The organism is Stenotrophomonas acidaminiphila (assembly GCF_014109845.1).
Taxonomy (GTDB): Bacteria; Pseudomonadota; Gammaproteobacteria; order Xanthomonadales; family Xanthomonadaceae; genus Stenotrophomonas; species Stenotrophomonas acidaminiphila.
In genome coordinates this window covers 2,398,741-2,421,317 of record NZ_CP043567.1, presented here as the reverse complement: position 1 = coordinate 2,421,317, position 22,577 = coordinate 2,398,741, and the positions used below count along the sequence as shown (strand labels likewise).

Here is a 22,577-nt window from a genome sequence, read left to right as displayed (position 1 = left end):
ACGCCGCCTGCGCCCGATCCCGGCGCCCCTGCCCGGCCGCCATGCTGTCCCTCCGCCACCACCTGGAGGGCACATGCGACGCCTGCCGACCGTGCTGCTGTACCTGTTGCTTCTGCCATGGAGCGCTGCCGCGGCCGCGCCTTCGCCGATGCTGGCCAGCCAATGGCGCGACGGGCCGGACGTCTCCCGGTATTGGGTGAGCGAAAAGCTCGACGGCGTCCGCGCACGCTGGGACGGGCATGCACTGTGGACCCGCGCCGGCCACCGCATCGACGCCCCGGACGGCTTCACCCGCGGCTGGCCGCGGCAGCCCCTGGACGGCGAACTGTGGGCGGGGCGCGGCCGCTTCGAACACGCCAGCAGCACCGTGCGCCGCTACCCACCCGATGCGGCCGCCTGGCGGACCCTGCGCCTGATGGTCTTCGACCTGCCCGGACACCCCGGCACCTTCGACCAGCGCCTGGCAGCCCTGCGCGTCCTGTTCGAACGCACCGCCTCGCCGACGCTGGAGCTCATCCCGCAACAACGCATCGCCGACACCCGCGCACTGCGTCGCCAGCTGGAGGCCACCGTGGCCGCCGGTGGCGAAGGGCTGATGCTGCACCACCAGGACAACCGCTACATTGCCGGCCGCAGCGCCGGCCTGCTCAAGCTCAAGCCCTGGAACGATGCCGACGCGCGGGTAGTCGCGCACCTGCCCGGCAAGGGCCGGTACGCCGGCATGCTGGGGGCACTGCTGGTGGAGCGCGCCGATGGCGTCCGCTTCCGCATCGGCAGCGGCTTCAAGGACGCGCAGCGCGTGGTCCCCCCGGCGATCGGCAGCCTGGTCACCTATCGCTACACCGGCTTGACCGCCAACGGCCTGCCACGCTTCGCCCGCTTCCTGCGCGTACGCGAGGAAGCGCCGGCACAGGCGGACAAACGCGACCGGCGCGTCCCGGCCCCCTCACCACCAGGCCGCGGCACCCGCTATCGATGACCGCGTGCAGCACGGCCTGCGGCGGGCAGGCGTCAGGTGCACGCCCGCCGGTTGCCCGGCATCGCCGCGCCCGGCACGGCCCGCACGGGGGAAACGCCGCCTTCGACCGGGATGCATCGAGGGTGCCGGACGCGGCCGGCACCCGGTTCCAGCCGGCCTCAGCCCCGCGCCTCGGCGTCCACGGGCCGCAGGCGCCCCCGCTGCAACCGGTACTGGCGGTGCACCACCCCGTCGGGCAGGTGGCCGTGGGTGATCATCAGCAGGCTGCGCGGGCCCAGGGCCGCGGCCATGTCGACCAGCAGCGCGTCGGCGGTATCCACGTCCAGGCCTTCGGTCGGTTCGTCCAGCACCATCAGCGGGGCGTCGCGCAGCAACGCGCGTGCCATCGCCAGGCGGCGCGCCTGGCCTGCGGACATGGTGGCGCCGTTCTCGCCGACCCAGGCCGACAACCCGCCCTGCCGGCGCGCCCAGTCGCCCAGCCTTACCTGTTCGAGCACCGCCCACAACCGCGCCTCGTCGGCCTGCGGCTGGCCCAGGCGCAGGTTGTCGGCGATGCTGCCGGCGAACACCGGCGCGCCCTGCGGCAACCAGGCGACATGGCGATGCCAATCGTCCTGCGCGACCTCGCGCAGGTCCACCCCGCCCCAGCGCACCGCCCCCGCCTGCGGGTCCCACAGCCGCAGCAGCAGGGCCGACAGCGTGGTCTTGCCGCAGCCGCTGTCACCGCCGATGGCGATGCGCTCGCCGGGCCGTAACTGCAGGTCGATGCCGTCGAGCACGCGCCGGCTCTCGCCGGGCCAGGCGAACACCACCTGCTCGAACGAAAGCGTGGCCGGCGGCGCCGGTACCGGACGCGGATGCGCGGGGTCGGATACCGAGGGCGGCTGCTCGACGATGGCCTGCAGGCGCCCGGCCGATATGCGTGCCGACTGCAGCGCCTGCCAGGCCAGCCCGCACCCGGCCGCGACTTCCAGCAACGCCACGGTCAGGAACACCAGTGCGGCGGCCAGCGGCGCCGTCACCCGGCCCTCCTGGAAGGCGGAAAGCGCCAGCCACAGCATTGCCAGCAGGCCGAGTCCGGCGCAGGCCGAATGCAGCATGTTGCCGGCGATCAGGCGGCCGCGGCGGCGGTGGTCGTCGGCGGCGAGCTGGCGTGCCGCGCCGTCCACGCGCGCGCGCCAGGCATCGCGCGCGTCCAGCGCGGCAAGGTCGGCGGCGCCTTCCAGGCCTTCGTAGGCCAGCGTGCGCAGCCGGGTACGATGCCGCGCGCGCTCGGCTTCGCCCGCGTCGCCGTGGCGCACCGCCAGCAACGGCACGCCGATGCCGACCAGCAGCGACAGCAGCAGCAACGCCACCGCCGCCGGCCAATGGATGGCGGCGGCCACGGCGATGCTGGCCAGGGCGATGCCGGCCAGCGCCAGCAGCGGCCCCAGCGCGCGCACCAGCAGGCCATCGACCTCGCCGATATCGGACATCAGCCGCGCGAGCAGTTCGCCGGTACGCGTGCCGCCCAGGCGTGCCGGCGCCAGCGGCAACGCCCGCCGGAAGAACCACACCCGCAGGTCGCGGGCGATGCGCAGGGTGGCGTCATGGCCGACCAGCTTCTCGAAGTAGCGCGAAACGATGCGCACGAAGGTCAGGGCGCGGATCCCCGCCGAGGGCGAGAAGAAGTTGAAGGTGGTTCCCGCGCCCAGCGCCCCGGCCAGCGCGGCGGCGGTCAGGAAGCCGCCGGACAGCCCCAGCAGGCCGACCCCGGCCAGCATCGTCAGCAACAGCAAGACCACCGCCAGCAGCAGCCGTACGCGATGCCGGGCGAACACCGCGCGCAGGGAATCGTCGCCGCTCATGCGCGCACCTCCTCATGCAGCCGCACCACGCGATCGGCCCACTGCATCGCCGTCGCGCTGTGGGTGGCCATCAGCACCGCGCGGCCACGGGTGAAACAGGCCAGCGACTGCAGCAGGTCGGCCTCGGTCCGCGGATCCAGGAAGGCGGTGGGCTCGTCCAGCAGCAGCAGGTCCGGATCGCGCAGCAGCAGCCGCGCCAGCCCGATGCGCCGGGCCTCGCCACCGGACAGGCCGAACCCCCGTTCGCCGATCACCGTGTCCAGTCCCTGCGGCAACTGCGCGGCGAAGCGCATCACCTGCGCGGCCTCGGCCACCGCGCGCAGCCGTGCGTCGCTGGCGCCGGGATCGGCCAGGCGCAGGTTGTCGGCGATGGAGCCGTGGAACAGGTACGGACGCTGCCCGGCGTAGCCCACGCGCGCGCCGTCGCGCAGCACGATGCGCCCGCCGCGCGGCGGCAACCAGCCTGCCAGCGCCTCCAGCACGGTGCTTTTGCCGCTGCCACTTGGCCCGACCAGGGCCAGGCGCTGTCCCGCATCGATGTCCAGGGAGAAATCCGTCACCACGTCATGGCCGGCGCCGATGGGGCGCAGCACCAGCGCCGCCGCCGCCAGCAGCGGCGTCCGTGCCTGCGCCGGTTCCGGTACCCGCGTGGGGGACACGGGCACGGCGGCGTCCGCCACCGGGTCGCCGCCGTCGAGCAGGCGCTCGACTTCGGTGGCGGCGGCCAGCGCGTTGGCACGATCGTGATAGTGCGTGGCCAGCCGCCGCAGCGGCGCATAGAACTCCGGCGCCAGCAGCAGGCAGAACACGCCCGCGCCCAGCGTCGGCACCGTGGCATGCAGCGCCAGCATGCCCAGGTAGCTCAGGCCCAGGTACAGGGCCACCATCGCCACGCTCACCGAGGCGAAGAACTCGAGCACGGTGGAGGACAGGAAGGCGATGCGCAGCACCTTCATCGTGCGCATGCGCACGCCCTCGGCGGCGGCGGCGATACCGGCCAGTTCGTCCTCGCCGCGCCCGTACAGGCGCAACAGGCCCAGGCCCTTGATGCGGTCGGCGAAATGCCCGCCCATGCGCGCCAGTTCCTGCAGCTGCTCGCGACCGGCCGCTTCCGCGCCCAGCCCCACCAGCATCATGAACACCGGCACCAGCGGCCCGGTGCACAGCAGGATCAGCGCCACCGTCCAGTCGACCCAGGCCACCGCTGCCACGATCAGCAGCGGCACCACCATCACCTCGACGCGGACCGGCTGGAACCCGGCGTAGTAGCCCTCGATGGCGTCGCCATGGGCGAGCAGCAGCTCGCCCAGTTCACCGCTGCGCTGGCGCCGCAGCCACAGCGGCCCACGCTCCAGCAGGCGCCGGTAGACCTGCTCGCGCAGCGCCAGCCGCGCGGCATCGGCGACCTCGCCGGCCGCCTTCTGCGCCAACCCGCCCAGCGCGCTGCGCGACAGCAGGACCAGCGCCAGCGCACCGAATACCGGGGCAAGCTGCGCCAGCGGGCGGTGCTCGACGAGCACGGCCTGGACCAGCCAGGCGATCGCAGCGGCCTGCGCCACCAGCAGCGCGCCGGACAGGCAGGCCGCCAGCGCCGCGATCCGCTGCTGCCCGCGGGCGGTGACGGCCAGCGCGGACAGCCAGTGCTGGTGCCGGCGACGCTGCTGGCGCGCGGCGTCGGCCGGGGGGGAAACTTCACTCAAGACGGGCAACCTGCAGGGAGGGATCGATTCGCCGGGACGCGCATGATGGCATCCATGCGCGCGGCACGTTTACCGCTGCGACGCCATGTCGCATTGATCCAGGTCAAGGGCGGGATCACCATTCATTATTGAAAATTCACGACACCTCCCCCCTTCACTCCCCCATGATGCACGCAATCCGCAAGGTAGCCAGGCCATGATCGATCCGACCGTCGTAGAACTGTCGCGGCTGCAGTTCGCGCTCACCGCGATGTACCACTTCCTCTTCGTCCCGCTCACGCTGGGGCTCTCGTTCCTGATCGCGATCATGGAAAGCGTCTATGTCATGACCGGCAAGGACGTCTGGCGCCGGATGACGCTGTTCTGGGGCGTGCTGTTCGGCATCAACTTCGCCATGGGCGTGGGCACCGGCATCGTGATGGAGTTCCAGTTCGGCATGAACTGGTCCTACTACAGCCATTACGTCGGCGACATCTTCGGTGCGCCGCTGGCCATCGAGGGCCTGATGGCGTTCTTCCTGGAAGCCACCTTCATCGGCCTGTTCTTCTTCGGCTGGGGCCGGCTGAGCAGGGTCCAGCACCTGACCGTGACCTGGCTGATGGCGCTGGGCACCAACCTGTCGGCGCTGTGGATCCTGATCGCCAACGGCTGGATGCAGAACCCGGTGGGCGCGGTGTTCAATCCGGAAACCATGCGCATGGAAGTCGTGGACTTCGTGGCGGTGCTGTTCAATCCGGTGGCGCAGGCCAAGTTCGTGCACACGGTGTCGGCCGGCTATGTCACCGGCGCGGTGTTCGTGATGTCGATCAGCGCCTTCTACCTGCTGCGCAACCGCCACCATGACGTCGCCCGCCGCTCGTTCGCAGTGGCCGCCGCGTTCGGCCTGCTGTCCTCGCTGTCGGTGGTGGTGCTCGGCGACGAGAGCGGCTACGCCGCCAACGAGCACCAGAAGATGAAGCTGGCCGCGATCGAGGCGATGTGGGAGACCGAGCGTGCCCCGGCGGACTTCACCGCCTTCGGCATCCCCAACCAGCAGACCCACCAGAACGACTACGCGGTCAAGATCCCGTACCTGATGGGCCTGATCGCAACCCGCTCGCTGGACCAGCCGATCCCCGGCATCCTGGAGCTGGTCGAGCGCGCCGAACACCGCATCCGCGGCGGCCAGCTGGCCTACGGCGCGCTCGAACGCATCCGTGCCAACAAGAACGACCTCGAAGCACGGGAAATGTTCGACCGGCACTGGCAGGACCTGGGCCATGGCCTGCTGCTCAAGCGCTACCGCGACGACATCCTCAACGCCACCCCGCAGGAGATCTCGCAGGCAGCCATGGACACGGTGCCGCGGGTACTGCCGCTGTTCTGGACGTTCCGGGTGATGGCCGGCCTGGGCTTCTACCTGATCGCCTTCTTCGCGGTGGCGTTCTACTACTCCTGCCGCCACAACTTCCAGGACAAGCGCACGTTCCTGAAGATCGCGCTGTGGACGCTGCCGGCGCCGTGGATCGCGATCGAGTGCGGCTGGTTCATCGCCGAGTACGGGCGGCAGCCGTGGGCGGTGGAAGGCGTGCTGCCCACCTTCTACGCCGCGTCCGGCCTGGCCCTGCACCAGATCGTGCTGACCCTGGCCGGGTTCGTGGCCCTGTACACGGTGCTGATGATCATCGAGATCAAGCTGATGCTGAAGGCCATCCGCAAGGGCCCGGGCGACGCCCTGGCCGTGCCGCAGCCGTCCGTTTCCCACCATGCCGCCGGCCAGGCCTGAGGCAGGAGCACACTCATGGATTTCATTTTTCTGGACTACACCACGCTGCGCGTGATCTGGTGGCTGCTGCTGGGCGTGCTGCTGGTCGGTTTCGCGGTGATGGACGGTTTCGACCTGGGCGTGGGCACGCTGCTGCCGTTCGTGGCCAGGACCGACGAGGAACGCCGCCTGGTGATCAACACCGTCGGCCCGGTATGGGAAGGCAACCAGGTATGGCTGGTCCTGGGCGGCGGCGCGATCTTCGCCGCGTGGCCGCCGCTGTACGCGGTCAGCTTCTCCGGCTTCTACCTGGCGATGTTCGTGATCCTGTTCGCGCTGATCCTGCGCCCGGTCGGGTTCAAGTACCGTGGCAAGCTGCAGAGCCAGGCCTGGCGTGACAACTGGGACCGCGCGCTGTTCGTCGGCGGCTTCGTGCCGGCGCTGATCATGGGCGTGGCCGTGGGCAACGTGCTGCTCGGCGTGCCGTTCCACTTCGACGACAGCCAGCGCGTGTTCTACACCGGCAGCTTCTTCGGCCTGCTCACGCCGTTCGCGCTGCTGGCCGGCCTGCTCAGCGTGGCCATGCTGGTCGCCCATGGCGCGTCCATGCTGGTGCTCAAGACCGACGGCCCGGTGGCCGAGCGCTCGGCACGCCTGGGCAGCATCGCCGCGCTGATCAGCTTCGTGCTGTTCGCCGCCGGCGGCGCGTGGGTGGCGCTGGGCCTGCCCGGCTATGCAATCACCTCGCAGGTGGTGACCGACGGCGCCAGCAACCCGCTGCTCAAGAGCGTGGCGATCACCGCCGCCGGTGGCTGGCTGCACAACTACTCCACCATGCCGGCCACGCTGCTCGCGCCGGCGACCGGCCTGCTCGGCGCGCTCGCCGCGGCGGTGCTGCTGCGCAGGCGTCGCGGTGGACTTGCGTTCATCGCATCGGGCGCATCGATCGCCGGCATCATCCTCACCGTGGGCTTCGCGGCCTTCCCGTTCCTGCTGCCGTCCTCCAGCCAGCCCGGCTCCAGCCTGGTCGCCTGGGACGCCTCGTCCAGCCACCTGACCCTGTGGATCATGCTGCTGGCCACGGCGCTGCTGCTGCCCATCGTCATCGCCTACACCATCTGGGTGTACCGCGTGCTCAAGGGCAAGACCACGCTGCAGGAAATGGACGAAAACCCCAACGCCTACTGACAACGACACACCAAGGAGTTTCCCCATGTGGTATTTCGCCTGGATTCTCGGCGTCGGCCTGGCTTCCACCGCCGCCATCCTCAACGGCATGTGGTTCGAAGCGCGCGAGCAGCGCAGGAGCGAAGCAAAACGATAGGAAAACGCGCCCGCGGTATTGCAAGAATGCGTGCCGGGGAGTATCTTTCCGCCTCCTTCGCGGGGTGTAGCTCAGTCTGGTAGAGCGCTACGTTCGGGACGTAGAGGTCGCAGGTTCGAATCCTGTCTCCCCGACCAAGGGTCGAAACACGCAAGCCCGGCCGACGGCAACGTCGGCCGGGCTTTTTCGTACTGCACTCGCCGGTGCCGGCGGCCGCGCGCGATGGCCCGGAGGGGCGCTGAAAACAGTTGCACGGCCCGCCCCTCGCCGTTATCATAGGCGGCTCCTTCGGGGTGTAGCTCAGTCTGGTAGAGCGCTACGTTCGGGACGTAGAGGTCGCAGGTTCGAATCCTGTCTCCCCGACCAGTTCGACAAAAGCCGGCCTTGTGCCGGCTTTTGTTTTTTTCGCCACCATGTCGAACCCGCCGGGCCATCGACGGGCGATGCCAGGAACCGCTCCCGGCGGTTCCTTTCGTTATTCCGCGGACTGCGCGGTCGCGCGTCGTCCGCGCCGGAGCCACGCAATGTCCAATTCCGCGTCCACGGCACCACGGGCTTCGCTGCTCAAGGGCCGCCTGCTGGCCTTCGCCGCCATCATCCTGGTCTCGGCCAACCTGCGCAGCGCGGTCACTTCGCTGACACCGCTGCTGGACCGGCTCGGCCACCTGTTCGACTTCGGCAGCACCATGACCGGCGTGCTCGGCATGATGCCTACCGCCGCGTTCGCCGTGTTCGCGCTGGGCACCCCGCGCCTGATCCGCTGGATCGGGCTGGAACGCACCGCGGTACTGACCATGCTGCTCGCCACCGCCGGCCTGCTGCTGCGCGCCAGCGCCGGCAGCGTCGGCATGTTGCTGGCGGGCTCGGCGGTGGCGCTGGCCGGCATGGGCATCGGCAACGTGGTGGTGCCGCCGCTGGTCAAGCGCTACTTCGCCGACCGCGTCGGCACGCTGAGCACGCTCTACATCACCGTGCTGCAGGCCGGCACGATGGTCCCGGCGCTGCTGGCGGTGCCGGTGGCCGACCGTTTCGACTGGCGCGTCTCGCTGGGCATGTGGTCGCTGCTGTCGCTGGCCGCGCTGCTGCCGTGGGTGCTGCTGGCCCGGCGCACGCCGCGGCCCCGGCACGCCGCGGACACCGCCGTGGCGCACGCGCCCGGGCGGGTGTGGAAGACCTCGCTGGGCTGGGGCATGGCGCTGATGTTCGGCATGACCTCGCTGGGCACCTATTCGCTGTTCACCTGGCTGCCCAAGGTGATGGTCGAGGCTGGCGCGAGCGAAGCCTTCGGCGGTGTCATGGTCGCGCTGTACTCGGCCATCGGCCTGCTGCCGTCGCTGCTGGTGCCGGCATTGGCGGTCCGCATGCGCAACCCGTTTCCGATCGCTATGCTGGTGGTCGGGCTCAATGCCGTCGCTTTCGCCGGCCTGCTGTGGGCGCCGATGCAGGCGCCGTGGCTGTGGGTGGTGATCGCCGGCCTGGGACCGTCGACGTTCCCGCTGGGGCTGACCCTGATCAACCTGCGCACCCGCACCCCGGCCGGCTCGGCCGCACTGTCCGGTTTCATGCAGGGCGTGGGCTACAGCCTGGCCAGCCTCGGCCCGCTGCTGTTCGGCTGGCTGCATGGCCTCAGCGGCGGCTGGGCAGGATCGTTCGCCTTCCTGATGCTGTGCTCGCTGGTGCTGCTGGTCGCGGCATGGTTCGCCTGCAAGCCACAGCAGCTCGAAGACCACTGGGCTTGAGCACGCCGCGCCCGGGTGCGCACTGCGCGGCGGCCAACGCCGGTCCGCGCGGTTACGCGCGGACCTGGCCTTCGCCGCGCACCACGAAGCGCTCCACGGTAAGTGCTTCCAGCCCCATCGGGCCGTAGGCATGCAGGCGTGTGGTGGAGATGCCGATCTCCGCGCCCAGGCCCAGTTCGCCACCATCGGAGAAGCGCGAGGAGGCGTTGACCATCACCACCGCCGAGCGCAGCGCGTGCACGAAGGCGTCGGCATGGGCCGGATCGCCGGTGGCGATGACTTCGGTGTGGTCGGAGGTATGGCGGCGGATATGGGCGATCGCCGCATCCAGCGAATCGACCACCCGCACCGCCAGGATCAGGTCCAGGTATTCGGCGGCGTAGTCGGCCTCGTCCGCCGGCACCACGCCGGCGACCAGCGCCCGGGTGGCGGCATCGCCGCGCAGCTCGACCCCGCGTGCGCGCAGCGCGTCGGCCGCCAGCGGCAGGAAGCGCGGCGCGATGTCGGCATGCACCAGCAGGGTCTCCAGCGAATTGCAGGCCGCAGGACGCGACACCTTGCCGTCCAGCAGCAGTCCCAGCGCCAGTTGCAGGTCGGCGCTGTCGTCCACGTACAGGTGGCACACGCCCTTGTAGTGCTTGATCACCGGTACCCGCGCATGCTCGGCGACGAAGCGGATCAGGCCCTCGCCACCGCGCGGGATCGCCAGGTCGACGATGTCGTTGAGCTGCAGCAGTTCCAGCATGGTCTCGCGGCGCAGGTCCTCCACCAGGGTCAGCGCGGCATCAGGTATGCCAGCCTGGCGCAGGGCGCGCTTGAGCGCGGCGGCGATCGCGGTATTGGAATGGATCGCCTCCGAGCCGCCACGCAGGATCACGCCGTTGCCGGCCTTGATGCACAGCGCCGCGGCGTCGGCGGTGACGTTCGGGCGCGCCTCGTAGATCATCGCGATCACCCCCAGCGGCACGCGCACCTTCTGCACGCGGATGCCATTGGGCCGCGTGTCGTCGCGGGTCACCTGGCCGACCGGGTCCGGCAGCGCGGCAACCTCGCGCAGGGCGCTGGCCACGCCGGCCAGGCGCTGCCGGTCCAGGGCAAGGCGATCGAGCATCGCCGCGCCCACGCCCTTGTCGCGCGCGGCCTGCAGGTCGCGATCGTTGGCGGCCAGGATGGCGCCGGCATCGGCGTCGAGCGCATCGGCCATCGACGCCAGCAGTCCGCGCCGTGCATCGCTGGAAAGACGCGCCAGCACCTGCGAGGCGTCGCGGCACTGCTCGGCGAGGGTCTTGATGTCGGTCATGCGTACAGCTCCCGGGGGGATGCGGACCGGTCGTGGCTGTCGTGCGCCGGGGCGGTCACGGCAGCAGCACCAGGTCGTCGCGGTGGATCACGTTGTCGCCATAGGTATAGCCGAGGATGGCCTGGATCTCGCGGGTGTGGCGGCGGCCGATGCGGCGCACGTCCACCGCCGAGTACTGGCTGATGCCGCGCGCCACGCAGGCTTGCCCGCCCTCGCCGTCCACCCGTACCTCGATCATGTCGCCGCGGCGGAACTCGCCCAGCGCATCGACCACGCCACCGGGCAGCAGCGAGGCGCCCTTCTCGCGCAGCGCCCGCGCAGCGCCCGCGTCGACCAGGATCGCCCCCGGCTCGACCGGCGCATGCCGCAGCCAGTACTTGCGCGCGGCGATGCGCGAACGCCCGGCGTGCAGCCGGGTACCGCGCAGGCGCCCCTGCGCCAGCCCGCGCACCACGTCGCCACCGCGTCCATTGAACAGGAAGGTATCGATGCCGGCGGCACCGGCCTTGGCCGCGGCCTGCAGCTTGGTATGCATGCCGCCGGTGCCGGCCGCGCTGCCACTGCCGCCGGCCATCGCCATCACCGCGGCGGTCAGCTCGACCACTTCGTCGACCGGCCGTGCCTGCGGGTCGCGGCGCGGATCGGCGGTGTACAGCCCGTCGATGTCGGTGGCGATGAACAGCGCGTCGGCATCGACCAGCGCGGCGACGATGGCCGCCAGGTTGTCGTTGTCGCCCAGCTTCAGCTCGTCCACCGAAACGGTGTCGTTCTCGTTGACCACCGGCAAGGCGCCCAGTGCCAGCAGCTCGTTGAGCGTGGCGCGCGCGTTGAGGTAGCGGCGGCGGTTGCGCAGGTCGTCGTGGGTGAGCAGCACCTGCGCCACCGGGCGCTCGAAGAAACGTTGCCACAGGGCGATCAGCTGCGCCTGGCCGAGCGCGGCAAGCGCCTGCCGCGCGGCCATCGTCGCGCTGGCCTCGGCCGCCTTCGGCACGATGGCGCGCCCGGCGGCCACCGCGCCAGAGGAGACGATCACCACCTCGCGGCCGGCCAGCAGGTTGGCCGAGACGAACTGCGCCAGCCCCAGCGCGAAGCGCGGGGTCAGGCCGCCGCCATCGGCGGCCAGCAGGCTGCTGCCGACCTTGAGCACCGCCCGCCGCCACGGCGGCAGCGCCTGCTCGGCGAAGGGCGAAGGCGCGGTGTCGTTCATGGGCTCAACGCGTGTTCCATTCGTGGACGGTCAGGTCCGAACAGTCCTGCAGGACCAGCGGATCGGTGGCGACGATGGCGCGTGCCTGCGCCAGGTCGTCGACGTTGCACAGCACGTAGGCGCCGCCACTGCCGTCGCCGAAGCCGCCGGTCAGGTGCAGCCGCCCCTGCGCGCGCAGCGCATCGAGGAAAGCCTTGTGCGGTTCGATCACGCTCGCGTCGAACGCCGGCCTGCGCATGGCCATCACCAGGTACAGCTTCACGTTGTGCTCCAGGGCAGGAAGTGCCGCCACGCATGTTGCACTGCCGCGCGGCGGATGTGGACGATGCTTTCGTTTCCAACCAACCGGCGTCCTGCGCGCGGCGCGTGCGCCGCATGGACCTACAGCGCGGCCCAGCGGGCCCGCAGTTCGTCCAGCCGCAGGTCGGCCGCCGCACCCGGCGACACGCGCGCGGCGAGGCTGCCTTCCGGCGTGCGCCCCTGCCCGGCCGTGTCCGCCGCCGCGGCGGCCGCCTTGTAGGCTTCGCGGAACGGTACGCCGGCTACCGCCGCCTCGACCGCCACGTCGGTGGCGTACATGCCCGAATCGATGGCGGCGCGGATGTTGTCGTCGCGCCAGTCCAGGTTGGACAGCAGCGCCGGCAACAGTTCCAGCGCCGACAGGCCGCGGCCGAAGCCATGGAAGATCGCGCCCTTGGACGCCTGCAGGTCGCGGTGGTAGCCCGACGGCAGCGACAGCAGCTGCTCGATCTCGGTACGCGCGGCGGCCACGCTGGCATGGGTGGCGCGCATCAGTTCGATCACGTCCGGGTTGCGCTTGTTGGGCATGATCGAGCTGCCGGTGGTGTACTGCGCCGGCAGCGCCACGAAGGCGAACTCGCCGGTGGTGAACAGCGACAGGTCCCAGGCGATGCGGCGCAGGTCCAGCGTGGCCCCGCCCAGCGCCTCCAGCGCGGCCAGTTCGAACTTGCCGCGCGAGAGCTGGGCGTAGAGCGGGCTGATCTGCATGCGCGCGAACTCCAGCGCACGCGTGGTGTGTTCGCGGTCCAGCGGCAGGTTGACACCGTAGCCGGCGGCCGTGCCCAGCGGATTGCAGTCGATCAGCCGGCGCGTATCGGCGGCGCGTACCGCGTTGTCGATGAAGGCCTCGGCCCAGCCGGCCCACCACATCCCGGCCGAGGACACCACGGCGCGCTGGATATGGGTGTAACCGGGCAGCGGCTGCCGCTGTTCGGCGACGGCGCGGTCCAGCGCCACCTTCGCCACCTCGCGGCTGAGCGCGGCCAGGCGTGCCAGCTTCTCCTTCAGCCACAGGCGGGTGGCGACCAGGATCTGGTCGTTGCGGCTGCGGCCGGTATGGATCTTGCGGCCGGCATCGCCCAGGCGCTCGGTCAGGCGCGCCTCGATCGCCGAATGGCAATCCTCGTACTGCTCGTCCAGCACGAACGCACCGCTGCGGAAATCATCGGCCAGCAGCGCCAGTTCGCGCTTGAGCGCGGCCAGCTCTCCGGCCGACAGGATGCCGATGTGCTGCAGACCCTCGGCATGCGCGGTACTGGCCTGGATGTCGTGCAGGAAGAACTCGCGGTCCAGGATCACGTCGTCGCCGGCGAGGAAGGCCTGGATCTTCGCGTCCACCGCGACGCCGGGTTTCTGCCACAACAGGTTGGTCATCGGAAGTCTCTCGGAATGGGCTTGGGGCGGGTCAATGCGGGATCGCGGTCAGCTCGGGCAGGCCCAGCGCGAGGTTGAGGTTCTGCAGTGCCTGCGTCGCCGCGCCCTTGAGCAGGTTGTCCAGGGTCGCCACCACCACCACGCGCTTGTTGCCCGGGGCCAGGGTGAAGCCGCCGATCTGCACGCCATGGCGGCCGGCGATGCGGCTGACCCACGGCGCATCGTCCACCACCTCCACCAGCGCCTCGCCGGCGTAGCGCTGCGTGTACAGCGCCACCACCTGCTCGCGGGTGAGCGGCTGCTGCAGCCACAGGTTGACGGTCATGGTGATGCCGCGGAAGTGCGGGGCGACGTGCGGCATGAACTCCACCGGCACGCCGAGCCGGGTGGACACCTCGCGCTCGTGCACGTGGTTGGCCAGCGCGTACGGCATCAGGTTGTCGCGCAGCAGCTCGGTGTTGTTCTTGTCCGACGGCGCGGTACCGGCGCCGGAATAGCCCGACACGCCGAAACAGGCCGGCGGCCCGGCCAGCTGCGACAGCAGCGGCGTGATCGCCAGCTGCATGGCGGTGGCGTAGCACCCCGGGTTGCTGATGCGCTTCTGCCCGGCGTAATCGTTGCGGGTGAGTTCCGGCAGGCCGTAGTACCAGCCGTTGTCGAAGCGGTAGTCGGCGGACAGGTCGACGATCACGGTCTCGGGCCGGCTGGCGTCCAGCGCGGCCACGAAGGGCCCGGCCTTGCCGTTGGGCAGGGCCAGGATCACCGCGTCGGCGCCCTTGGCAGCCACCGCCTGCGGATCGAGGCTCTCATAGCGCAGCGGACCGCTGTAGCCGGCGTTGTGGTCGGCCACCGGCTGCCCGTCCAGTTCGCGCGAGGACACGAAGGCCAGCTCGATCCGCGGGTGCGCGGCGATCAGCCGGATCAGCTCGGCGCCGGTATGGCCGCGGGCACCGACGATGCCCAGCGAGAATTTCCTGTCGGTCATGAATGCGAATCCAGTAGTGACTGCAGATGCCGGCGCACCGCCGGCCATTCGCTGTCGATGATGGAAAAAACCACGGTATCGCGCGGGGTGCCGTCGGCGTGGCGCCGGTGGTTGCGCAGCACCCCGTCCTGCCTGGCGCCGAGCCGGGCGATGGCCGCGCGCGAAGCCTGGTTGAACCAGCTGGTCTCGAAGCCGACGCCGATGCAGCCCATCGTCTCGAAGGCGTGGCGCAGCAACAGCAGCTTGGCTTCGGTGTTGAGGCCGGTGCGCTGCACCCGCCGCTGGTACCAGGTGTAGCCGATGTTCAGCCGCGGCACGCCGGCATCCAGCGCGTAGTAGCGGGTGCAGCCGACGACCTCGCCGGCGCTGTCGGCAACCACGAACGGCAGCGCGCCGCCCTGCGCCTGCGCCTCCAGCGCCGCCACCACGTAGCGCTCCACCGCATCCGGCGCCGGCACGTTGGCGTACCACAGGCGCGACAGCTCGCCCTCGCCCAGCGCCTGCCGCAACGCCGGCACATGCGCCATGGACAGCGGCTCGAGCGCGACATGCGTGCCGCGCAGCGGCGGCACGCGGTGCCAGTGGGCGTTGGCCGGGGGCGCGTTCAAGGCGTCATCCCTGCAGGCTGGGCTTGCGCCGGGCGCAATGCTCGACGAAACCGCGGATGCGGTCGAAGTCGCTGGCGCCGAACCAGAACACCTTCCAGTGGTCGAGCTTGTAGCAGCCGTCGGACTCGGCGTAATAGAAATGATTGACCGGGTTGCCGTTGCGCGAGCGCCAGAACAGCTGCGGGGTTTCCTCCAGCATCACGTTCCACACCGCGCGCCCCAGGCCTTCGCCCTGCGCGTCGTCGAGCACCGCGAACTTGTCCAGGTACACGCCCTCGGCCTCGTCGGTGAGGATCACCGCGGTGCGGTAATGCTCGCTGACGTAGGCGCGCAGCAGCTTCGTCTTCTCGAAATAGTCCGGCACCAGCCGGCGGCCGAAACTGGATTCGATCAACGCCTTCAGCCGCGCGGTGTCCAGCTGCTCCCACGACGTCGCCCTGAGCACCTTCTCGCCGCGGCGGACCAGGGTGCCCGAGCCCTTGTGGGTGAACAGCTCCTTGGCCAGGTCGGCCGGGCGCGTGATCGATACCGAGGATTCCTCGGGCAGCTTGTCCAGCAGGTCCTTGATCTGTTCGATCTTGACCTTCATGCCACCGTGCAGCCACGGCTGCTGGATCAGGTGTTCGTACTCGGTGGACAGGTTGATCGAATCGATCAGCCTGCCATCGGCATCGAGCAGGCCGCCGGTACCGGTGAGGAAGATGATCTTGTACGGCTGCAGCTCCTGCACCAGCTCGTTGGCGGCGAAGTCGGCGTTGACGTTGAGGATCTGCCCGCTCGGGGTCTCGCCCAGCGAGGTGATGACCGGGATCGAACCGGCGCGCAGGCTGGCCTCGATCGGCGCCAGGTTGACCCGCTTCACTTCACCGACCAGCCCGTAGGTGTCGCGGTCCAGGTACTCGGCCTCGAACACGCCGCCGGTGATGGAGGTGGCGCGGGCGCCGTTCTGCTGCAGCGCCTCGACCAGCTGCAGGTTGGACTGCTGGAACACCTTGCGCACGATCGCCAGCGCTTCGGGGGTGGTTACCCGCAGCCCGTTGACGGTGCGCTTCTCGATGCCGGCGGCCGACAGCTCGGCATCCAGCTGCGGGCCGGCGCCGTGCAGCACGATCGGGGTCAGCCCGACTTCCTGCAGGAACGACAGCGACGACGTCAGCGCCTCCAGGTCGTCGCGCAGCACCGCGCCGCCGACCTTGACCACGGCGAAGCGCTTGGCGTCCAGCTGCGAGAAGCGCTTGAGGTACTGGCTGATTTCCTTCGCGCTGGCCATGCTCGAAAGCAGGCGCACGATGGTCTGGCGGGTCTGGCGGTGGGGTTGCATGGTGGGCAGTTCGTCTGTCGTGGGGATGGAACGCGGCGATCAGGCGCCGCGCTGCAGGATCGTGAGAACCGAACCGGCGTAGCGCTGCAGCTGCTCCAGCGTCACGAACTCGTCGGCGGTATGGGCCTGGGCGATGTCGCCGGGACCGTAGACCATGGTGGTGTAGCCGGCGGCCGAGAACAGCGAGGCCTCGGTCCAGAAGTCGACCGCATTGCCGATCGGCAGGCCCAGTTCCTCGGCGATGTCGCGTGCGGCCAGGCGGCGTTCCTCGGCGCGGGCGATGTCGCCGGACGGCAGGCTCGGGCCGCGGAAGGTCTCCTCGAAATGCGCGGCCGCCGGCTCGGCGAAACCGGCGAAGGTCGCCAGCAGCTGGTCGATGTCCATCGACGGCAGCGGGCGGAAGCCGAAACGCAGCTCGGCCTCGGGCGCGATCATGTTGGCCTTGATGCCGCCTTCGACGCGGCCGATGTTGAAGCGCAGCCCGGTCAGGCCGCCGAAGCGCGCATGCGCCAGCGACTGCACGTGGTCCAGCGCGCGGCCGCCCCAGCGCATGGCCTGGTGCAGCGCGCTGGCCGCCGCGTCCTGCTGGCCGGAGGCATGGCCGGCGCGGCCGCTAAATCTCATCAGCACCGAGCTGATGCCGCGGTGCGCCAGCACCGCCTCGCCCAGGGTCGGCTCGGCCACCAGCACCGCTTCATACGGGATGCCGCGGGCCAGGAAGGCGGCGATGCAGCGTGGGTCGTTGGCTTCCTCGTCCGAGGAAAACAGGAACGCCGCATCGCCGTCGGTGCGGTTGGCGGCGGCCACCAGCGCGGCAGCGGCGCCCTTGATGTCGCATACCCCGAGCCCGACCACGCGATCGTCCAGGCGCCGCATCACGTGTGGATCGGCACTCCAGTGCGGCGAATCCGGCACCGTGTCCAGGTGCACGTTGAACAGGTACTTCGGCGCGCCACGCACCGCGTACAGGCTCACCGCGCCGGCGCCATGGTCGATCACCTCGACCTGGAACCCGGGCAGGTTCGCGCGCAGGTAATCGAAGATGCCGCCGGTGGTGATCGCGCGCGGCGGGTTGCGGGTGTCGAAGGACACCAGCTTTTCCAGGTGCGAGAGCGTGGATTCGAGCAGGTCGGTCATGGTCTGTCGGGAGCTGTCAGTGGCAGGCGGCTGGCGCGTACGGGAAACGGGGATGGCGGGAGTGCCCGGCCGCATGCGGGCGCCCATCGAAGGCGTTGACCGCAACAGCCGGACCGGCACGGACCGGCGCCACAGGGCTTCACTCCCTGCACCGCACCGCGCTGTGCCCTGCTTCGCGCCCCGGAACCCGGGGCGCGGGTGGGCCGGAATCTGCAGGCGCCCTTCCCGCCCCGTGGCGGGAAGGACGCGCGCATCAACCGTGGTTGACCTGCGCGTACAGCGTGGAGCTCATGCCGAACAGCTTGATGAAACCCTCGGCCTCTTCCACGCCCCAGTCGGCCGACTGTGCGTAGGTCGCCCCCTTGGCGTTGAGCAGGTGCGGCGAACGTACCGCCACCGCGTCGACGCGGGCGCCACGGGTCTCCAGCACCACCTCGCCGTTGACCTTGCCCTGCGACGACTGCAGGAACGCTTCCAGGTCGGTCTTCAGCGGGTCGTGATAGAAGCCTTCGTAGACCAGTTCCACCCACTTGCGCGCCACGTCCGGCTTGAAGCGGTTCTGCGGCTTGGTCAGCACCGCGTCCTCCAGCGCGCGGTGCGCGGCCAGCAGCGCGGTCAGGCCCGGCGCCTCGAACACGATGCGGCCCTTGAGGCCGATCACAGTATCGCCGGTGTACACGCCGCGGCCGACGCCGTACGGGGCGAACAGCTTGTTGAGCCTTGCCAGGATCTGCTCGCCCGGCAGCGCCTTGCCGTCCAGTTCCACCGCCTCGCCCTCGACGAACTTCAAGGTCACCGTCAGCGGTTCGATCGGCCACGCGCTGCGCGGCGCGCACCAGCCGCGCGCACCCTCGCCCGGGGCTTCCCACCTGTCGATCTCGCCACCGGACATGGTCACGCCCAGCAGGTTCTCGTTGATGGTGTAGGCCTTCTGCTTGGCGCGCACGCCGAAGCCGCGCTCTTCCAGGTACGCCTGCTCGTAGGCGCGGGTCTGGGTGTGCTCCTTCTGGATCTCGCGGATCGGGGCGAGGATGCGGTAATCGCCCTGCGCCTTCACCGCCAGGTCGAAGCGCACCTGGTCGTTGCCCATGCCGGTGCAGCCGTGGGCGATGGCATTGGTCCCCAGCTCGGCGGCGCGCTTGAGGGCGGCATCGACGATCAGGTAGCGATCGGACACCAGCAGCGGATACTGGCCCTGGTAGCCCTCGCCGGCCCACACGAACGGCTTGACGAAGCCTTCCCAGATCGCCGGGCCGCCATCGACGGTGACGTGGCTGGCCACGCCCAGCTCGGCGGCGCGCTTCTCGATGGTCTCGCGCTCCTCGGCGTCCACGCCGCCGGTGTCGGCGAACACGGTGTGCACGTTCCAGCCGCGCTCCTTCAGGTAGGGCACGCAGAAGCTGGTGTCCAGGCCGCCGGAGAAGGCCAGGACGATGTCGCGGGAATCGTTGGGAGTGGTCATGTGGGGGATCTCGTTGAGCGACGCGCGGGCCGCCGTTGTTGAATCGGGAAAAGGGAAAGCGGCGGGATGGATCAGCGGACCAGTGCGGCCATGATCGCCTTCTGCACGTGCAGGCGGTTCTCGGCCTCGTCGATGGCGATGCACTGCGGCGAATCCATCACCGCGTCGGTGGCCTTGACGTTGCGCCGCAGCGGCAGGCAATGACTGAACACGCCGTTGTTGGTGAGCGCCATCTTGGCCTCGTCGACGATGAAGTGCTTGTACTGGTCGCGGATCGGCTTCTCCGGCGCCCAGTTGCCGAAGTACGGCAGTGCGCCCCAGCTCTTGGCGTAGACCACGTCGGCGCCGCGGTAGGCGCTTTCGATGTCGTGGCTGACCGTCAGCGACCCGCCGCTCTCGGCCACGTTCTGCGCGGCCCAGCCCATGTAGCGCTCGTCGAGGATGTACTGCTCGTCCGGGCACAGCAGGGTCACGTCCATGCCCATGCGGGTGGCGATGGTCAGCGCCGAGTTGGCCACCGCGGTGTTCAGCGGCTTGGGGTGGTAGGTCCAGGTCAGCACGTACTTCTTGCCGCGCAGGTCGCTGCTGCCGAAGTGCTCCTGCAGCGCCAGCGCATGCGCCAGCTCCTGGCACGGATGGGTGATGGTCTCCATGTTGATGACCGGCACCGGCGAATACCTGGCGAACGCCTTGAGCACGATGTCCTGGCGGTCGTACTGCCAGTCGACGAACTTCGGGAAGGCGCGCACGCCGATGAGGTCGACGTAGCGGCCCAGCACCTTCGCCACTTCGGCGATGTGCTCCTCGGTGTCGCCGTCCATCACCGTGCCCAGGTCGAACTCGATCGGCCACGCGTCCTTGCCCGGCTGCAGCACGATGGCGTGGCCGCCGAGCTGGAACGCGCCCAGCTCGAAGCTGGTGCGGGTGCGCATGGACGGGTTGAAGAACACCAGCGCGATGGACCTGCCCTTCAGGTCGTCGCCCAGCTTGTTGCGCTTGAACAGCGCCGCCTGGGTCAACAGCGCGTCGAGCTCGGCGCGGCTCCAGTCCTGGGTGTTCAAGAAGTGCTTCACAGACATCGATCCATCCTTTGCTGGTGCGGGGGACCACCGTTGCCGGCGGCAGGATGCGCGGACGCGCGGCTCATTGCAGTTGAAACTTTCGTGGAACAGAAACGAAAAAACCCAGCCGGGGGCTGGGTTTTCCGAACAGACAGCACGCGGCTCCGGTTTACCCAGCGAATATGTGGGATTCCGGTCGGCGGGCACGCGAGGTCATGCCGGAGGCCATCCGGGCGGTGCTGGTTTCGTGCTGGAAGCTGTTCGCCTTCATCGTCGCGCATGGTCGCACGCGCCCCGGCACCACGCAAGTGCCGCGGCGCAGCAATCAGGGGTTGGCCGGTCCCTGCTCCAGGCCTTCGCCCAGCTCGGGGGTGATCGACACCCGCAGCTTGAGGCGGTTGCCGGGGTCTTCGGGCAACCGCGAGCGGAACTTGACGCCCTTGTAGACGTAATCCACGTCGTAGGCGATGGGCCGGCGGAACTCGCGCCCCACCTCGATGATGCGGCACTCGGGGGTGAGCAGCGCGCCGTTGTTGCCGGCCCCCGCCGCACGCACCTCCGCACCGGCCTCGTCCTCGCCGTCCTGGTGGCTGAAGATGCCCTTGACCGAATCCCAGAAGCGGCGGAAGCCGCCCTTCTGCTCCTCGCCCTTGACCTCCACCGGCGCCAGGGTGAGCGTGGAGACGGGCTCGCAATGCTCCTCGGTACGGGTGGCGCGCAGGGTCTGGAACACCGGCTCGACGTTGAGCACCTGCGCATAGTCGTAGCGCACGTTCTCGACGATCACCACCCGGTTGCGCAGGTCGGTGTTCTGCGCCCCGGCCGGCATGGCGGAGACGGCCAGCAGGCAGGCCATGGACAGCGACACGGGAGCGCGCTTCATCGACACTTCAACGGAGATGGATGAGGGATGACCACCGATATAGTGTAGGCGCGACAAGGGATGGAGGCTGAACATTACCCGTCCATCGCGCCGCTGCCCAGCCCGGGCGTGCCCACCCGGCCCCGGCCCGCTAGAATTGCCGGCTCTGTTTTCGCTCCCACGGCACGCCCATGGCCCTGCACCTGTACAACACCCTGACCCGGCAGCTGGAGCCGTTCGCCCCGCTGGATCCGGCCGCCCCGACCATGTACGTGTGCGGCCCGACCGTCTACAACTACGTGCATATCGGCAACGCCCGCGGCCCGGTGGTGTTCGGGGTGCTCGCGAGCCTGCTGCGGCGCCGCTTCGGCGGCCTGCGCTACGCCCGCAACATCACCGACGTCGATGACAAGATCAACGCCGCGGCCCGCGAACAGGGGGTGCGGATCGCGGCCATCACCGACCGCTTCGCCGCCGCCTACCGCGACGACATGGCCGCGCTGGGCGTGGCGCCGCCGGACATCGAGCCCGAGGCCACCGCCCACATCCCGCAGATCATCGCCATGATCGAGCGGCTGATCGAGGCCGGGCACGCCTATGCCGCCGAAGGCCACGTGCTGTTCGCGGTCGCCACCTTCGACGGCTACGGCAAGCTGTCGCGGCGCGACCCGGACGAAATGCTGGCCGGCGCCCGCGTCGAGGTGGCCCCGTACAAGCGCGACGCGGGCGATTTCGTGCTGTGGAAGCCATCCAGCGACGACCTGCCCGGCTGGGAATCGCCCTGGGGCCGCGGCCGCCCGGGCTGGCACATCGAATGCTCGGCGATGGCCGCCGCCCACCTGGGCGACACCATCGACATCCATGCCGGCGGCGTTGACCTGCAGTTCCCGCACCATGAGAACGAGATCGCACAGAGCGAATGCGCCCACGGCGGGCGTACCTTCGCCCGCTTCTGGCTGCACAACGGCATGCTCAACTTCGGCGGCGCCAAGATGAGCAAGTCGCTGGGCAACATCGAGCGCGTGCATGACCTGGTGCGCCAGCACCCGCCCGAAGCGCTGCGCTACGCGCTGCTGTCCGCGCACTACCGGCAGCCGCTGGACTGGTCGGACGCCCTGATCGAGCAGTCCGTGCGCACCCTGGACCGGCTGTACGGCACGCTGCGCGACCTGGACGAGGTCGACGCCGGTGCCGCGATCCCGGCCGCGGTCGAGGCCGCACTGGACGACGACCTCAACACGCCGCTGGCGCTGGCCGAGGTGGCGCGCATCGCCAGCGAGGCACGCAAGGCCGGAAGCGCCGGCGAAAAGGCGCGCCTGAAGGGCGAACTGCTCGGTGCCGGGCTGGCCCTGGGGCTGTTGCAGCAGGCACCGTCGGCGTGGTTCGGCCGCGGCGCCGGCAGCGACGACGATGCCCGCATCCAGGCCCTGATCGACGAACGCATCGCCGCCAAGCAGGCCCGCGACTTCGCCCGTGCCGACGCCATCCGCGAGCAGCTGGCGGCGGAGAACATCGTGCTGGAGGACACCCCGCAGGGCGTGCGCTGGGTGCGCAAGCGCGCCTAGCCGATGCCCGGCCGGCACATCCGGTGCCGCTCCCGCCATGCCGCGGACGGCAAGGCCCTCCC

The 22,577-nt window shown here is 70.1% G+C and carries 19 protein-coding genes and 2 tRNA genes; 8 read left to right on the top strand and 13 right to left on the bottom strand.

The genetic code is table 11. The features are described from left to right. Positions 1-73 precede the first annotated feature (73 nt). Positions 74-979 carry a DNA ligase gene (locus tag F0P95_RS11020; RefSeq protein WP_182334264.1) on the top strand — a complete coding sequence of 302 codons (906 nt, stop codon included), beginning with the start codon at positions 74-76 and terminating at the stop codon, positions 977-979. 158 nt (positions 980-1,137) lie between these two features. On the opposite strand, the gene cydC is transcribed toward F0P95_RS11020, so the two are convergent. Both cydC and cydD read right to left on the bottom strand, forming a co-directional pair. Further along, positions 1,138-2,826, bottom strand: a complete 1,689-nt coding sequence (gene cydC / locus F0P95_RS11015) for a thiol reductant ABC exporter subunit CydC (RefSeq protein WP_182334263.1) — start codon at positions 2,824-2,826, stop codon at positions 1,138-1,140. Next, complete coding sequence (cydD, locus tag F0P95_RS11010; RefSeq protein WP_182334262.1) at positions 2,823-4,535, bottom strand: thiol reductant ABC exporter subunit CydD; 1,713 nt, start codon at positions 4,533-4,535, stop codon at positions 2,823-2,825. The genes cydC and cydD overlap by 4 nt, the downstream gene beginning before the upstream one ends. A 187-nt stretch (positions 4,536-4,722) precedes the next feature. On the opposite strand from cydD, the gene F0P95_RS11005 reads away from it, so the two are divergent. The 6 genes from F0P95_RS11005 to F0P95_RS10980 all read left to right on the top strand — a co-directional run bounded on the left by F0P95_RS11005 (position 4,723) and on the right by F0P95_RS10980 (position 9,333). Continuing rightward, positions 4,723-6,291 (top strand): cytochrome ubiquinol oxidase subunit I, encoded by a 1,569-nt coding sequence (locus F0P95_RS11005; RefSeq protein WP_182334261.1) that lies wholly within the window; start codon positions 4,723-4,725, stop codon positions 6,289-6,291. Between the two features lie 15 nt (positions 6,292-6,306). Further along, positions 6,307-7,458, top strand: coding sequence for a cytochrome d ubiquinol oxidase subunit II (cydB, locus tag F0P95_RS11000; protein ID WP_182334260.1), 1,152 nt, complete (start codon positions 6,307-6,309; stop codon positions 7,456-7,458). A 25-nt stretch (positions 7,459-7,483) separates the two neighbouring features. Continuing rightward, positions 7,484-7,594 carry a cytochrome bd-I oxidase subunit CydX gene (cydX, locus tag F0P95_RS10995; RefSeq protein ID WP_182334259.1) on the top strand — a complete coding sequence of 37 codons (111 nt, stop codon included), beginning with the start codon at positions 7,484-7,486 and terminating at the stop codon, positions 7,592-7,594. A 60-nt stretch (positions 7,595-7,654) separates the two neighbouring features. After that, a tRNA-Pro gene (locus F0P95_RS10990) sits at positions 7,655-7,731 on the top strand. Positions 7,732-7,883: 152 nt separating this feature from the next. Next, positions 7,884-7,960, top strand: a tRNA-Pro gene (locus F0P95_RS10985). A 158-nt stretch (positions 7,961-8,118) separates the two neighbouring features. Continuing rightward, the gene (locus F0P95_RS10980; protein ID WP_182334258.1) at positions 8,119-9,333 is read left to right on the top strand and encodes a CynX/NimT family MFS transporter; all 1,215 of its coding nucleotides are present in this window, start codon (positions 8,119-8,121) and stop codon (positions 9,331-9,333) included. A 52-nt stretch (positions 9,334-9,385) separates the two neighbouring features. On the opposite strand, the gene F0P95_RS10975 is transcribed toward F0P95_RS10980, so the two are convergent. The 11 genes from F0P95_RS10975 to F0P95_RS10925 form a co-directional block, all read right to left on the bottom strand. Beyond that, on the bottom strand, positions 9,386-10,633 hold the full coding sequence (locus tag F0P95_RS10975; protein ID WP_182334257.1) for a glutamate-5-semialdehyde dehydrogenase: 1,248 nt from the start codon (positions 10,631-10,633) through the stop codon (positions 9,386-9,388). 55 nt (positions 10,634-10,688) lie between these two features. Further along, positions 10,689-11,840, bottom strand: coding sequence for a glutamate 5-kinase (gene proB / locus F0P95_RS10970; RefSeq protein ID WP_182334256.1), 1,152 nt, complete (start codon positions 11,838-11,840; stop codon positions 10,689-10,691). A gap of 4 nt (positions 11,841-11,844) precedes the next feature. Then, the gene (locus tag F0P95_RS10965) at positions 11,845-12,084 is read right to left on the bottom strand and encodes a YciI family protein (RefSeq protein WP_182336954.1); all 240 of its coding nucleotides are present in this window, start codon (positions 12,082-12,084) and stop codon (positions 11,845-11,847) included. A 137-nt stretch (positions 12,085-12,221) separates the two neighbouring features. After that, positions 12,222-13,514, bottom strand: coding sequence for an argininosuccinate lyase (gene argH / locus F0P95_RS10960; protein WP_182334255.1), 1,293 nt, complete (start codon positions 13,512-13,514; stop codon positions 12,222-12,224). Between the two features lie 31 nt (positions 13,515-13,545). Next, on the bottom strand, positions 13,546-14,499 hold the full coding sequence (argC, locus tag F0P95_RS10955) for an N-acetyl-gamma-glutamyl-phosphate reductase (protein ID WP_182334254.1): 954 nt from the start codon (positions 14,497-14,499) through the stop codon (positions 13,546-13,548). Next, positions 14,496-15,026, bottom strand: a complete 531-nt coding sequence (locus F0P95_RS10950; protein WP_232529095.1) for a GNAT family N-acetyltransferase — start codon at positions 15,024-15,026, stop codon at positions 14,496-14,498. The genes argC and F0P95_RS10950 overlap by 4 nt, the downstream gene beginning before the upstream one ends. Positions 15,027-15,111: 85 nt before the next feature. Then, complete coding sequence (locus tag F0P95_RS10945; RefSeq protein WP_182334253.1) at positions 15,112-16,428, bottom strand: acetylglutamate kinase; 1,317 nt, start codon at positions 16,426-16,428, stop codon at positions 15,112-15,114. A 39-nt stretch (positions 16,429-16,467) separates the two neighbouring features. Then, positions 16,468-17,565, bottom strand: coding sequence for an acetylornithine deacetylase (locus tag F0P95_RS10940; protein WP_182334252.1), 1,098 nt, complete (start codon positions 17,563-17,565; stop codon positions 16,468-16,470). 253 nt (positions 17,566-17,818) lie between these two features. After that, positions 17,819-19,027 (bottom strand): argininosuccinate synthase, encoded by a 1,209-nt coding sequence (locus F0P95_RS10935; protein WP_182334251.1) that lies wholly within the window; start codon positions 19,025-19,027, stop codon positions 17,819-17,821. Between the two features lie 71 nt (positions 19,028-19,098). Continuing rightward, entirely contained in the window at positions 19,099-20,106 is a 1,008-nt protein-coding gene (locus tag F0P95_RS10930) for an N-acetylornithine carbamoyltransferase (protein ID WP_182334250.1), read from the bottom strand. 307 nt (positions 20,107-20,413) lie between these two features. Then, on the bottom strand, positions 20,414-20,971 hold the full coding sequence (locus F0P95_RS10925) for a hypothetical protein (protein ID WP_182334249.1): 558 nt from the start codon (positions 20,969-20,971) through the stop codon (positions 20,414-20,416). A 170-nt stretch (positions 20,972-21,141) separates the two neighbouring features. Between F0P95_RS10925 and cysS the strand changes: the two genes are divergently transcribed. Then, positions 21,142-22,515 (top strand): cysteine--tRNA ligase, encoded by a 1,374-nt coding sequence (gene cysS, locus F0P95_RS10920; protein WP_182334248.1) that lies wholly within the window; start codon positions 21,142-21,144, stop codon positions 22,513-22,515. Positions 22,516-22,577 lie beyond the last annotated feature (62 nt).